Genomic DNA, 12,755 nt, shown 5'->3' with positions numbered 1-12,755 from the left:
GGTTGAGCTATGGGGGAGAAACATCTGATAGTTTCTGGTTTACAACTTTGGCAGTGGCGGAATGCAGCTCTCAAAGCAGCGATCGCCACTGATGTCCCACCAATGGAGGTAGATTGGCTGCTCCTGGAAGTTGCTGGGTTAGACCGTTTGGCACTACGTTTGGAGTCTTTTAAAAACTGGCCGCAAATTCAACTGCAATTGCCGCTAGAAGAGTTAGAACAGTTGTGGCAGAGGCGATTAAATGACCGCTTACCAGTGCAGTATATTGCGGGAGCTACGACTTGGCGTCAGTTTAAAATTGCAGTGTCGAGTGCGGTTTTGATTCCTAGACCAGAGACAGAGTGTTTAATCGATTTAGCTGAAGCATCTGCTAGCAATGCTTCAGGACACTGGGCAGATTTGGGTACTGGGAGTGGTGCGATCGCACTGGGATTAGCAGATGTCTTGCCAAAAGCCACAATTCATGCTGTTGATTACAGTTTAGAAGCTCTAGCGATCGCTCGATCCAACGCTGATAATTTGGGTCTTGCTGACCGGATTCAATTTTATCAAGGTTCCTGGTGGGAGCCACTGACGTTCTTAAAAGGTCAGTTCAGTGGTATGGTGTCGAACCCCCCTTACATCCCCACCAGCACCTTACCTACTTTGCAACCAGAAGTAGTTAACCACGAACCACATCTGGCTTTGGATGGTGGCGCTGATGGCTTAGATTGCATTCGTCATTTGATTGAAATCTCCCCTAGTTATTTGCAATCGGGTGGCGTGTGGCTAATTGAGATGATGGCTGGACAAGCGGGTGCAGTGCGAGAACTTTTACAAAATCAAGGTAGCTATTGTAAGATTCAAATTCACGCTGATTTAGCAGGAATAGAACGTTTTGCCCTGGCCTACAAAAGTTAGGAGTGATGAGTGATGAGTTATGAAATTCCTCACTCCTAACTTCTAACTCCTAACTTTGTAAACATGACCCAAGTTTCTCTAACAAATCTAATTAGTGGCGCACGTGCTGGTCTTTTGGTGAGCTTTCCTACGGATACTGTTCCAGCACTTGCAGCGATACCAGAAAAAGCAGGATTAATTTTTGCGGCGAAGCAACGTAGTCAAGACAAACCTTTGATTTTGATGGCGGCTAGTGCTGAAGATTTGTGGCCGTATGTCAAAGGTAGTGAGAATGAATATAAAGTTTGGCAAGAAGTAGCAGAGAAATATTGGCCAGGAGGGCTGACATTAGTTTTGCCAGCGAGTGAACGCTTACCAAAAGTTATGAATCCCATCGATCCAACAACAATTGGGATTCGAGTACCAAACAGTGCGATCGCTCAAACTATTTTGGCGCAAACAGGCCCTCTTGCCACCACTAGCGCCAATTTTTCTGGTCAGCCGCCTTTGCAAACAATGACAGAAATTGAGACTCAGTTTCCCCAGGTTCTAACTTTAGCAACGACAGAATACCAGGGTGAAATACCAGGGATGGGTATACCTTCCACTGTTGCGAAATGGACAGGGATAAATTGGCAGATATTGCGGCAAGGTGCGATCGAGTTAGATTTATCGAGTGATAACCAAGTATAGGTAGCTATAATGTTGTTTTCGTGGTGTTAACAACAGAGAAATCTGAAACTTTAGTTTGCGCTGTTGTACTTAATTAGCAAATTAATAATTGCCAGATATGAATTGGAGCAACTGGATATATCTAGGAGCAGGAATAGCACTAGGTATGGTTTTCCCTCAGTTATTTGGGCGGTGGCTACGCCCAAAGCAGGCATCGCCAAATGTTTCATCTAGCTCATCCCCAGTAGCGCCATCAGCTGAACAGGATATGCCACCAATATTGCAACAGCTACAGCAAACACAGCTGGCATACCTGATGGCAAGGGAAATGAGCCAGTTTAAAGCTGGTTTTTTGGCGCGGACTACCCATGAATTGCGATCGCCTTTTAATGGTTTGATTGGCTTACATCAATTAATTTTGTCAGATTTGTGTGAAAATCCAGCTGAAGAGCGAGAATTTATTGCCCAAGCTCACGAGCGAACGCTGAAGCTGTTGAAGCTAATGGATGAAATTCTCAACGTTGCTAGAGCTGAACACGGCACTAATAAATTAGATATTCAGCCCAGACCCTTAGCCGAAATTTTAGATGAGGTTCATGACTTAACTTATATGCTGGCGGCAAATCGCAATTTTCCCTTAAAATTATTACCCACCGACTCAGAAATTTATGTTTTGACAGATTACCTCTGGCTCCGCCAAGTATTGATAAGTTTAATAGACACTGCCATTACTCAAATGGAGGAAGGCAGCATTTGTATTTCCACTAGCACTCTACCTACAAACAATTTTGTAAACATTTGGCTAGATTTACCAACTCATGCTGTATCCTGGAGCGAGCCGATTGATTTGCTCAAATTTGAAGATCGGTTGAGCCAAATTGACCAAAACAAGACTGCTCTTTCCCCAGGAATGAGGCTGTTAATTAACCAGACTCTGCTGGAAGTTATGGGAGGAAAGTTAGAAATCTTGCCCTCGACCATTGTCAAGGAACCACTTCAGCAGCTTACTAGACTACAAATCTCTATCCCCCTAGTGATTCCTGAAGCTGAACTTCTGTAGCAGAAACGAAAGCACGGTTAGCTTGATTGTGTAGCACCATCGTAGTGGTGCTGTTGGTTTGAAAACCAATCTTTTCGTAGAAACCCTGTTGGTAAGTAGTCATCAGGTAAACTCGCTCAACCGACTTCATGCGAGGATGTCTCAAAACGGTTTCGACTAAATTGCTTCCCAAGCCACTATTTTGATACTCTGGATGAATTACAACATCCCAAATTGTGGCGCGATAGATGCCATCAGATGTTGCTCTCGCAAAGCCAATGAGTCGATCGCGATCCCAGAGAGAAATCACTGGCTCACTATTGGCAATAGCTATACCTAAGTCTTCAATACTGCGTCCCTTTGCCCAGAAAGCGGAAACGTTTAACAGTTCTTGGAGTTGATAAAGGTCAATTTCAGACTTGCGATCGCTAAACTTAATCTGAAGATCGTTCATGTATGGCATCCACTTTTGGCAGTATCTTTGAGCAGACATTTGGTGAAATTAAATATGCATGATCCAGAAATCTTGTAGAGACTTAGCACTGCTAAGTCTCTACATTCTTTTTCAGCAGATGTCTAGTATGGTTAAGTCATATTTTGCTATAAATTGCTGTACGTGTAGAGAAAGAAAATTTAATGACAAACCCACTTCCATAGAGGATGAGTTGCTCCCTGTTGACGTATCCGATAAACTTGTTTTTCTAAACGTTGTTTTTCCTGCTGTGGTAGTCCGAGTAGAATATTCCGACTTTGCCAAACTAAAACAGCAGCAGTCATCCCAAGACAAAAGGCGAGACCGAAGGTAGACAGTGGATGGTAGAATAATCCAAATCTCACTGCCACCCAGGTAAAATATTGCTGCCACAGAGCAATTTCTGCACGTAGACCCCACAAGGAGACAGGCGCAATGGTCAGCCATAAACAGCCTACAAATAGCCACCTGCCGTATACTGTCAGATGATGTAGTCTTTGTACTTGTTGAGCAAACGATGGGTCTGATTTCTCAAAGTCTGGGACAGTATTTAATCGTTCTTCCGGTTGATCCATAGGGGAATAAAATTGCAAGGCGTGGGCAAGCAATTCAAAATGCTTTCACCCAATTGTGAAATATACACAAGTTTAACTATCTTGGGAACTGGGAGATGTATCAATCGAATCAGCGTTGTCTAACACCTGGGATTCCCCTTTACGCTCTCGCCACCAAGTTAGAAGAGTACTGGCGATGAAAATACTCGAATAAGCTCCCATTGTGAAGCCAATAATCAAAGCCAGGGAAAAGTATTTCAGTGTTTCTCCGCCAAATAGAAAGATTGCAGATAATGTCAGTAATACGGTTAAGGTAGTGTTGATCGATCTTGTCAATGTTTGGTTAACCGCATCATCTACAATTTCGGCAATCGGCTGTTCGGGATGGATTTTAATGGTTTCCCGAATGCGATCGTAAATTACCACTGTATCGTTGACTGAAAAACCTGTGATGGTAAGTAAGGCGACGATAAAAAGGCTATCTACTTCGATGCCCGCCACCAAACCCAAAATTGAAAAAGCCCCAACTGTGATCAAGATATCGTGGAATAGGGCAACGATCGCAAACACAGCATAATCTAACTGGAAACGGAAAGTCATGTAGATAGTAATACCGATGAAGGAAACTATCAGAGCTAACATCCCGGATGTAAACAGTTCTTTTCCCAAGGTGGGGCCAACGGAGTCAATCTGGTTCTTTTGCGGGTCAAAAACGCCGATTTCTTCGCTCAAAGCGTTTTGTAATTTGGTACGCTGATCGACACCCAAATCTTTTGACCGAATTAGTACACCATTTTCTACACCATTTTCTGAGACAAGTTGGATACTGCTATCACCTAGTCCCTGTGCTTTTGCTACTTCCCGGACAGCGTTGATATCAATTGGTTTGTCGCAGTTACCGGGTTTGGTGCAATCTCGGACAAACTGCAATCGCGTACCACCGATAAAATCTAAACCGGGGCGTAAGGGTGCGCGAATATTCGGTTGTTGCCAAGAAATCACCATTGAGATGATCCCAGCCAGGATGATAGCGGCAGAAATAGTCCACCAAAGCGATCGCGATTTGTTTATATTCAGTTTCATGGAGTCACCTCTGCCTTCTTTGATGCTGGCAGGTTTGGACAGAAAAGTTCTGTCTTCCGCAAAGAGTGAATTGAAATTGCCAAAAATAGCAATGTCCGACTACAGGTAATTGCGGTAAACATACTCACAGCTACCCCCAAAGCTAAGGTAAGAGCAAAGCCTTTGACTAAACCTGACCCCAGCCAAAACAGGGCAGCGCAAGCAATCCATGTAGTGACGTTGCTATCTAAAATACTAGAAAATGCCCGATAAAAACCAGATTCTACAGAACGATATAGAGATTTACCTGCCCGCAATTCTTCCCGCGTCCTTTCAAAAATTAGCACATTGGCATCAACTGCCATCCCAATACTGAGAATAAAACCAGCAATTCCCGGCAAAGTTAGGGTTACACCCAATAAAGCAAAGGTTGCCCAAGTTAAGAGGGAATAGATCACTAGTGATACATCCGCAATCAATCCTGGTAGTCGATAGTAAATCACCATGAATATTAATACTAAAGTCAAACCACCAACTCCAGCATAAATACTACTTTGAATGCTATCTCTACCCAAGGTTGCTCCGACTGTCCGCCTTTCTGCGATTTCTACTGGTACGGGTAATGCGCCACCGCGTAACTGTACGCCTAAGTCATTGGCTTGTTGGGCGGTAAACCGTCCTGTAATCACGGCAGAACCACCAGTAATACCAGTAGCGGCAAATTCTATACCTACGGTGGGAGCGCTGATTAGTTCATTGTCCAGAAAAACACCAATGCTACGCCCAGTACCGGCGAGATTTTTCGTTAAATTGGCAAACAGTTCACCACCCTTTTGGTCGAAGCGAATGGCAACATTCCAGTTGTTACCTTGAGTGGGTTCACCATAGGCATCCTTGAGGTATTTGCCAATTAGTGGTGGATCGGTGCTTTCAAACAATTCTGCGATCGCTTGATTATTTTTCTGTAAATCTTCTTGATTTTTTACAATTGCTGCTTTGTCGGTACTCTTTCTTAATTCTTCTTGCTTGAATTTCAATTCGGCTCTTGATGCTTGAAAAGCAAGCAGTTGAGTTTCTGTATTCGGCTTTTGGGTACGAAATTCTAACTGTGCTGTACCCCCTAGCACCCGTTCAGCTTGTTCTGGATCGTTAACTCCTGGTAATTGTACCAATATTTTATCTGTGCCGACTGTTTGGATTACTGGCTCAGAAACACCCAAACCATTAATCCGCCCTTCGACAACTTTCTTCACACCTTCCAATTCTCGTTCGGTGATTTTGGGAATATCCGCTGATGGTTTCACCTGAATTGTGAGCTGTGAACCTCCACGCAAGTCCAGCCCCAGAGGTATCGGAATTGTGGCAATCACCGTAATAGCGGCGATTATCAGGACTAAAATCAAAATTAATAGCGATCGCTGTCTTTGCATACCATAACTCGCAACTGACAAACGCTATAATAGCGTTCTTTTGAGGAGTTATGAGTTGGGAGTTGAGAGTTAGGAGTTAGTAGTTGAGAGTTAGGAGTTAGGAGTTGTAAATTCAATCTTGAATTCTTAACTCCTCGCTCCTAACTTTTAACTCCTAACTTTTAGACTCGCAACGCCACCATTTTTTCCACAGCTTCTACGATTTGCTCTGGTTGGATGATTGTTAGTCGTTCCAGATTGCCGTTGTAAGGTGTGGGAATATCTTGGGAAGAAAGGCGGAGTACTGGCGCATCCAATTCATCGAATAAGCGATCGTTTATTGAGGCGATGACTTCTGCTCCAATACCCGCAGTTCGCATCGATTCTTCCACGACAATGACTTTATGGGTTTTACGTATTGATGCACCAATGGTATCAAAATCTAATGGTTTGAGGGATATTAAATCGATAACTTCTGGATCGTATCCTTGTTTTTCAAGAGTTTTTACCGCTTGCAGCACATGATGGCGCATCCGCGAGTAAGTAATAATGGTTACATCTTTCCCTTCACGCACAATTTCTGCTTTATCTAGGGGAAGCAGGTATTCTTCTTGTGGTAAATCTTCTTTCAAGTTGTAAAGTAAAACATGTTCAAAGAACAACACTGGATTATCATCCCGGATAGCGGATTTCAGCAGTCCTTTAGCGTTTCTTGGTGTGGAACAGGCAACAATCTTCAACCCTGGCACAGCTTGGAAATAAGTTTCTAGTCGCTGGGAGTGTTCTGCCCCTAACTGCCGTCCTACACCTCCAGGGCCGCGAATTACCATTGGAATTTTAAAGTTACCGCCAGAAGTATAGCGGAGCATCCCAGCGTTGTTGGATATTTGATTGAAGGCGAGCAGTAAAAAGCCCATGTTCATACCTTCAATGATCGGACGCAACCCAGTCATTGCGGCTCCCACAGCCATCCCGGTAAAGCTATTTTCAGCAATGGGGGTATCTAGAATGCGGAGTTCGCCATATTTTTGGTACAGGTCTTTGGTAACTTTATAGGAACCGCCGTAATGTCCTACATCTTCACCGAGAACGAATACGCTGGAATCACGCGCCATTTCTTCATCAATGGCTTCCCGTAAGGCGTTGAAGAATAGTGTTTCTGCCATTTAGACCTTTTAGTACGATTATGGTTTTAGAATTTTATCGTGCTGCTGTCACAAATACAGTGAGCGATCGCACTAGTTAGAGTTTAGGTTTTTTAAATAAACGGCCCCTAGCATAGAGCGAGTGATTGCCATAACTATATCAAAGCTATTTAATTCCGATTTTAGATGTTTTATGAGCGATCGCGTCTCACTCTGGCAAATACGGCTGATTGAATTATGTAATAAAACCTAGAATTAATGTATAAAAAATTAATCTTTACTTTTGAAAAATACCAACTCAACGTGAGTTCGACGAATGCAATTTTTAAAATTAGAAGGGCAATCTATCCAAATAGACTTAAGTGAATATTATCTTTAAAGATGTGAATAAAATTTTAGGAATATTAGCTAGTGGTGTCCACCGAAAAAATCATAATTAAGTAGCGATCGCATCCTTAAAACACCCGCTCAAAAGGCTTTTGACAATATACTGCCTAAAGTAGCTTACTATCAAGATTGATATATCTACTGCACTCAAGACAAAAATGAAGCAAACAACACAATTCACTGCTATCATTGAGCGCGAAAAGGATGGCTATGTATCCCTCTGTCCCGAACTCGATATCGCCAGCCAAGGTGACACAATTGAAGAAGCACGGAATAACCTAATTGAGGCATTAGAATTATTTTTTGAGACAGCAGATCCTTCTGAAATTCAGCAAAGGTTGCACACAGAAGTTTTTGTTACACGCCTAGAGGTAAATATTGGGTAAACTGCGTGTTCTTTCTGCTAGAGAAGTCTGCCGCATTCTGGAAGAGAACGGCTTTGTACAAGTGCGCCAGCGTGGTAGTCACATTATGATGCAGATGCAAACCGAAGACTCAACAATTACTGTTCCTATCCCTAATTACGAAGAGTTACGCATTGGTACTTTACGATCTATCATTCGTCAGTCAGGATTACCTCGTGTTTTATTTGAAGTTACTTAAACCGAAAAAGCCTTTTTAGCTTTATACTGAACTTGCGTAGGCGTAGCCCGTCGTAGACATCGCATCCCTAAAACACCCGCTCAAAAGGCTTTTTCCGATAACGCCGATAAATATCAAAATCACTGTCTAAGGTGGCGATCGCAGCAATATCCAAGCGTTCCGAAATAACAATCAAGGATAAATCTGCAAAATCCCCTGGTAAATCTCTGTACTGAGTATTCAACTTAGCAATGCGCGAAAAATCTTGCGGTAATATTTGCTCACACTCATAGAGTTGTTTAGCAACATCTAGAAGAAACTCGTTTTGTGTACGCCAATCAAAGTTCAGCAACCACACCACTTCTGCAATACAAATGGGCGTAGTTACTAGCCTAGAAGTACAGTTCTCAAAAAAACGACGCACCTGTTGGTGATGCTGATCTTTAGCGCTGTAGTACGCAAATAAAAACCCGCTATCCGCGAGTATAAGCGGATAATACGTCATGGGTGACGCTTATTGAGATATTGAGCGATCGCTTTTTTACGGTTTGAGCGTTCCGATAAATCCGTTGGTGCATCTTGTAGCAGATGTTCAGGGTGTCCACCCCGCCTCTCAATCAAAGTTTTACCCGCTTGTAAGGTTAGCCAGCGTTCAGCAATCAAGCGTCGGATCAACTCACTCTTGTCAGTTTGCTCGTGAGCTAAGATATCGGCTAACTGACGTTCTGTTTCTTCGTCCAGCCTGACACTGAGCATAACTTTTATCGTTCTTGCAATACGCGTATGACAAGTATAACGCGGATTAGTTAATTTTTTTTGAATTTCGCACCAGATCAAACCAAAATACAAAAATCTCACGCCCAAACACCAAAACACAACTCTGCGTCTTTGCGCCTCTGCGTGAGATTTCTTAAATACTTACTCAATCGCACACCTTACTTTAACCATCGCGCCGCATCTTTGGCATGATAAGTCAAAATCAAATCTGCACCAGCGCGTTTAAACCCAGTTAAAGTTTCCATAACCACCCGCTCTTCATCAATCCAACCATTGAGAGCCGCAGCTTTCACCATCGCATACTCACCAGAAACATTGTAAGCTGCAACTGGTAAGTTACTCGCTTCCTTCACCCGCCAAATAATATCCATGTATGCCAAGGCTGGCTTAACCATGAGCATATCAGCACCTTCAGCGATATCTAATTCAATCTCTTTAATCGCTTCGCGGGCGTTACCTGGGTCCATTTGGTAAGTTCTTCTGTCGCCAAATTGTGGTGTCGAGTCTGCTGCATCCCGAAATGGGCCATAGTAACCCGAAGCATACTTAGCAGCATAAGATAAAATCGGCGTATCTTGAAATCCTGCTTCATCCAAACCCACGCGAATTGCCTGTACAAACCCATCCATCATTCCCGAAGGCGCGATGATATCGGCACCAGCTTTCGCTTGAGAAACCGCTGTTTTCTTCAACAATTCCAGAGTTGGGTCATTTAAAACTCGTCCTGTTAAATCACCAACTTGCAGATAACCACAATGACCGTGGCTAGTATACTCACACAAACAAGTATCGGCAATTACAATCAAATCTGGTACTGCTGCTTTTACCGCCGTCGCCGCTTTTTGGACGATACCGCAATCATGCCAAGCGCCAGTGGCATCCACATCTTTATCAGCCGGAATCCCAAATAGAATAATCGAAGGAATTCCTAAGTCGTAAACTTCTTTTGCTTCTTCAACTATTTTATCTACCGAAAGTTGGTAGACTCCGGGCATCGATTTCACCTCATTAGCGATTCCCTCACCCGGTACAGCAAATAGTGGGTAAATTAAATCGTTTGTTGTCAAAACAGTTTCACGAACCATCCGGCGCAGTTGGGGATGAGTACGCAGGCGACGAGGGCGATGTGTAGGAAACATAAAATTTTATGAAGAAAAACAACGCAGATAGACACAAAACAAAGCGTCACAAATGCAGGCTAAAATTTTCCTGCCGTCAGACAGACTACAAACAGTGCTTAACTGTCCTTTGCCCTACTCTTAATCAAGTTGTGGGGCAATTTTGTATTCTACAGCTTGGTTGCACCTATCCGACGGACTGGAAAAAAAACAACATTATGAAGAAATTCAAAATGATCAGATTGTCTGTTGGCAAAATTGTGGGGAATTGAGGGTTGAAATTTAAACGCAAAGTTGCGCAGAGGAAAACGCAGAGGCACGCAGAGAATTCGCTACGAATTAATTAAATTTTGTAATTGGTAACAAATCATTGACAATGCCCAATGCCCATAATCTATGCTAAAAAACTCGGAAAATATAGGGATAACGGAAGGGTATATCAGGATTGCTGAAAACTCCAGTGAGCGCCCAAATTGTTAATCCCCAGTGTAATAGATATCCCAGACCAGCTAGTGGCCCCAGCAATAATAGAGGTAATACTAACCAACCGAATAGAAAAAATAACACTCCCAGAATTGCACCATAAAACCAGACATTAAAGTGGAAATTGATCGATTCTTTGGCGTTTTCTTTAACAACAGGATCGTCAGATACAAGCAGTATGGCGATAGGTATGCCTACAGATACCAATGTTGTGCTGAAAAAAATCGCTCCATGAGACAAGGCAGATAGAAGCTTTCGCTTGTCTGTGTCGTACATTGCTTTCTCCTATTTAGTCAGATTGTTGGTTATACTACGACCCTATCATGAGCATCGTTGTCTTAAGATTAAAAGACTTACCAGAGTCAAAAAAAATTAAGCTAGCTAACAAACAAATACATTTATGTCTACTGAACTTCAGTCTGAACTTATTCAAGCAGTTGAACTTCGCCGCAACTTTGCGATTATATCTCACCCCGATGCGGGTAAAACTACACTAACTGAAAAGCTACTCCTGTACGGGGGTGCAATTCACGAAGCTGGGGCGGTTAAGGCGCGACGGGCACAGCGTAAGGCAACCTCTGACTGGATGGCGATGGAGCAACAACGGGGTATTTCCATTACCTCTACAGTGTTGCAATTTGAATACCGGAACTGTCAAATCAATTTATTAGACACTCCCGGACACCAAGATTTCAGTGAAGATACTTATCGTACCCTCGCCGCTGCCGATAATGCAGTAATGTTAATTGATGCGGCAAAAGGTTTGGAACCGCAAACCCGCAAATTGTTTGAAGTGTGTAAGTTGCGGGGTATCCCGATCTTTACATTTATCAACAAGCTCGATCGCCCAGGAAGAGAACCTCTGGAACTTTTGGATGAAATTGAGCAAGAATTGGGATTGCAAACCTATGCAGTCAACTGGCCGATTGGCATGGGCGATCGCTTTAAAGGTGTTTTTGATCGGCACAAACAACAAATACACCTCTTTGAACGCAGCGCCCACGGTAGCCGAGAAGCCCGTGATACGATAGTGGAGTTAGGCGATCCGAGAATAGAAGAACAGCTAGAACAAAGCCTGTACTACCAACTGAAAAACGATCTAGAACTCTTAGAAGGAGTTGGGCCAGAGTTAGATTTGCAGCTAGTACACGAAGGCAAAATGACGCCTGTGTTCTTTGGTAGCGCCATGACTAACTTCGGGGTCGAGTTATTCCTCAAGTATTTCCTCGACTATGCCCTCAAACCCGGTTCTCATATCAGTAGTGTTGGTGAAGTTCCCCCTACATACCCGGAGTTTTCGGGGTTTGTCTTCAAACTGCAAGCGAATATGGACCCGAAACACCGCGATCGCGTCGCATTTATCCGGGTTTGCACTGGTAAGTTTGAAAAAGATATGATGGTGAATCACGCTCGCATTGGTAAACTCATCCGTCTATCTCGCCCGCAAAAACTCTTTGCTCAAGAGCGAGAATCGATTGATGTGGCTTATCCTGGCGATGTGATCGGTTTGAATAATCCCGGTGTTTTTGCGATCGGGGATACAATTTACACGGGACAAAAGCTCGAATATGAGGGGATTCCGTATTTCTCGCCGGAACTGTTTGCATCTCTGAGGAATCCCAACCCCTCAAAGTCTAAACAATTCCAAAAAGGCGTTGCGGAATTGCGAGAAGAAGGTGCTGTGCAAATTATGTATTCAATTGATGAAGCCAAGCGCGATCCAATTTTGGCGGCGGTGGGTCAGTTGCAATTCGAAGTAGTACAGTTTCGCTTACAAAATGAGTATGGTGTAGAAACCATATTAGATTTATTGCCCTACAGTGTCGCCCGTTGGGTTGAGGGTGGTTGGGAAGCATTAGAAAAGGTGGGACGAATATTCAATACCACTACAGTTAAAGACAGTATGGGACGGCCAGTGTTGCTATTCCGCAATGAGTGGAATTGTCAACAGTTACTGGGCGACCATCCAGAGTTAAAATTAAGCGCGATCGCTCCAGTATTTTCTAGTCAACAACCAGTGGAGGAGTGAAGAAAGAAGAATACAGAATTCAGAATCCAGAATTCAGATGAAGGCTCAACTGAATTCTGACGACTGACTCCTGAATTCAACCTTTATCGTTCACTTGACAAACAAAACTTGAGCGCGGTTGATTTCCACGGCATCCGAGGTTCGCGC

15 protein-coding genes are annotated in these 12,755 nt (G+C 43.3%); 6 read left to right on the top strand and 9 right to left on the bottom strand.

The features are described from left to right. Positions 1–9: 9 nt before the first annotated feature. The 3 genes from prmC to CDG76_RS13155 all read left to right on the top strand — a co-directional run bounded on the left by prmC (position 10) and on the right by CDG76_RS13155 (position 2,611). Entirely contained in the window at positions 10–900 is an 891-nt protein-coding gene (gene prmC / locus CDG76_RS13165) for a peptide chain release factor N(5)-glutamine methyltransferase (protein ID WP_094349466.1), read from the top strand. Positions 901–963: 63 nt separating this feature from the next. Then, on the top strand, positions 964–1,572 hold the full coding sequence (locus CDG76_RS13160; RefSeq protein ID WP_094349465.1) for an L-threonylcarbamoyladenylate synthase: 609 nt from the start codon (positions 964–966) through the stop codon (positions 1,570–1,572). A 97-nt stretch (positions 1,573–1,669) separates the two neighbouring features. Next, entirely contained in the window at positions 1,670–2,611 is a 942-nt protein-coding gene (locus CDG76_RS13155; protein WP_094349464.1) for a sensor histidine kinase, read from the top strand. Here the strand turns inward: CDG76_RS13155 and CDG76_RS13150 are convergent. The 5 genes from CDG76_RS13150 to CDG76_RS13130 all read right to left on the bottom strand — a co-directional run bounded on the left by CDG76_RS13150 (position 2,574) and on the right by CDG76_RS13130 (position 7,253). Further along, entirely contained in the window at positions 2,574–3,044 is a 471-nt protein-coding gene (locus CDG76_RS13150; RefSeq protein ID WP_094349463.1) for a GNAT family N-acetyltransferase, read from the bottom strand. The two genes, CDG76_RS13155 and CDG76_RS13150, sit on opposite strands and share 38 nt — an antisense overlap. Positions 3,045–3,223: 179 nt before the next feature. Further along, entirely contained in the window at positions 3,224–3,637 is a 414-nt protein-coding gene (locus CDG76_RS13145; protein WP_094349462.1) for a hypothetical protein, read from the bottom strand. 72 nt (positions 3,638–3,709) lie between these two features. Then, a complete protein-coding gene (gene secF, locus CDG76_RS13140) occupies positions 3,710–4,699 on the bottom strand; it encodes a protein translocase subunit SecF (RefSeq protein WP_094349461.1) in 990 nt (329 codons plus the stop codon). Continuing rightward, positions 4,696–6,108: a protein translocase subunit SecD gene (secD, locus tag CDG76_RS13135; RefSeq protein WP_094349460.1), complete on the bottom strand. Its 1,413-nt coding sequence runs from the start codon at positions 6,106–6,108 to the stop codon at positions 4,696–4,698. Before secD ends, secF begins: the two co-directional genes overlap by 4 nt. A 161-nt stretch (positions 6,109–6,269) precedes the next feature. Next, complete coding sequence (locus tag CDG76_RS13130; RefSeq protein ID WP_094349459.1) at positions 6,270–7,253, bottom strand: alpha-ketoacid dehydrogenase subunit beta; 984 nt, start codon at positions 7,251–7,253, stop codon at positions 6,270–6,272. A gap of 524 nt (positions 7,254–7,777) precedes the next feature. Between CDG76_RS13130 and CDG76_RS13125 the strand changes: the two genes are divergently transcribed. Both CDG76_RS13125 and CDG76_RS13120 read left to right on the top strand, forming a co-directional pair. Then, positions 7,778–8,005 (top strand): type II toxin-antitoxin system HicB family antitoxin, encoded by a 228-nt coding sequence (locus CDG76_RS13125; protein ID WP_094349458.1) that lies wholly within the window; start codon positions 7,778–7,780, stop codon positions 8,003–8,005. Further along, positions 7,998–8,222 (top strand): type II toxin-antitoxin system HicA family toxin, encoded by a 225-nt coding sequence (locus CDG76_RS13120; protein ID WP_094349457.1) that lies wholly within the window; start codon positions 7,998–8,000, stop codon positions 8,220–8,222. The genes CDG76_RS13125 and CDG76_RS13120 overlap by 8 nt, the downstream gene beginning before the upstream one ends. Positions 8,223–8,289: 67 nt before the next feature. On the opposite strand, the gene CDG76_RS13115 is transcribed toward CDG76_RS13120, so the two are convergent. The 4 genes from CDG76_RS13115 to CDG76_RS13100 all read right to left on the bottom strand — a co-directional run bounded on the left by CDG76_RS13115 (position 8,290) and on the right by CDG76_RS13100 (position 10,855). Continuing rightward, a complete protein-coding gene (locus CDG76_RS13115) occupies positions 8,290–8,706 on the bottom strand; it encodes a type II toxin-antitoxin system VapC family toxin (protein ID WP_094349456.1) in 417 nt (138 codons plus the stop codon). Further along, positions 8,703–8,957 (bottom strand): hypothetical protein, encoded by a 255-nt coding sequence (locus tag CDG76_RS13110; RefSeq protein WP_094349455.1) that lies wholly within the window; start codon positions 8,955–8,957, stop codon positions 8,703–8,705. Before CDG76_RS13110 ends, CDG76_RS13115 begins: the two co-directional genes overlap by 4 nt. Positions 8,958–9,136: 179 nt before the next feature. Continuing rightward, positions 9,137–10,117: a porphobilinogen synthase gene (hemB, locus tag CDG76_RS13105; RefSeq protein ID WP_094349454.1), complete on the bottom strand. Its 981-nt coding sequence runs from the start codon at positions 10,115–10,117 to the stop codon at positions 9,137–9,139. A 378-nt stretch (positions 10,118–10,495) separates the two neighbouring features. Beyond that, a complete protein-coding gene (locus CDG76_RS13100; protein WP_094349453.1) occupies positions 10,496–10,855 on the bottom strand; it encodes a DUF4870 domain-containing protein in 360 nt (119 codons plus the stop codon). Positions 10,856–10,979: 124 nt separating this feature from the next. Here CDG76_RS13100 and prfC point away from each other — a divergent pair, with 124 nt between their 5' ends. Continuing rightward, positions 10,980–12,608: a peptide chain release factor 3 gene (gene prfC / locus CDG76_RS13095; protein ID WP_094349452.1), complete on the top strand. Its 1,629-nt coding sequence runs from the start codon at positions 10,980–10,982 to the stop codon at positions 12,606–12,608. The last annotated feature ends 147 nt before the right edge of the window (positions 12,609–12,755 follow it).

Source organism: Nostoc sp. 'Peltigera membranacea cyanobiont' 210A (assembly GCF_002246015.1).
Classification (GTDB): domain Bacteria; phylum Cyanobacteriota; class Cyanobacteriia; order Cyanobacteriales; family Nostocaceae; genus Nostoc.
The sequence above is the reverse complement of the archived record's forward strand: the minus strand, read 5'-3'. Positions and strand labels throughout refer to the sequence as shown.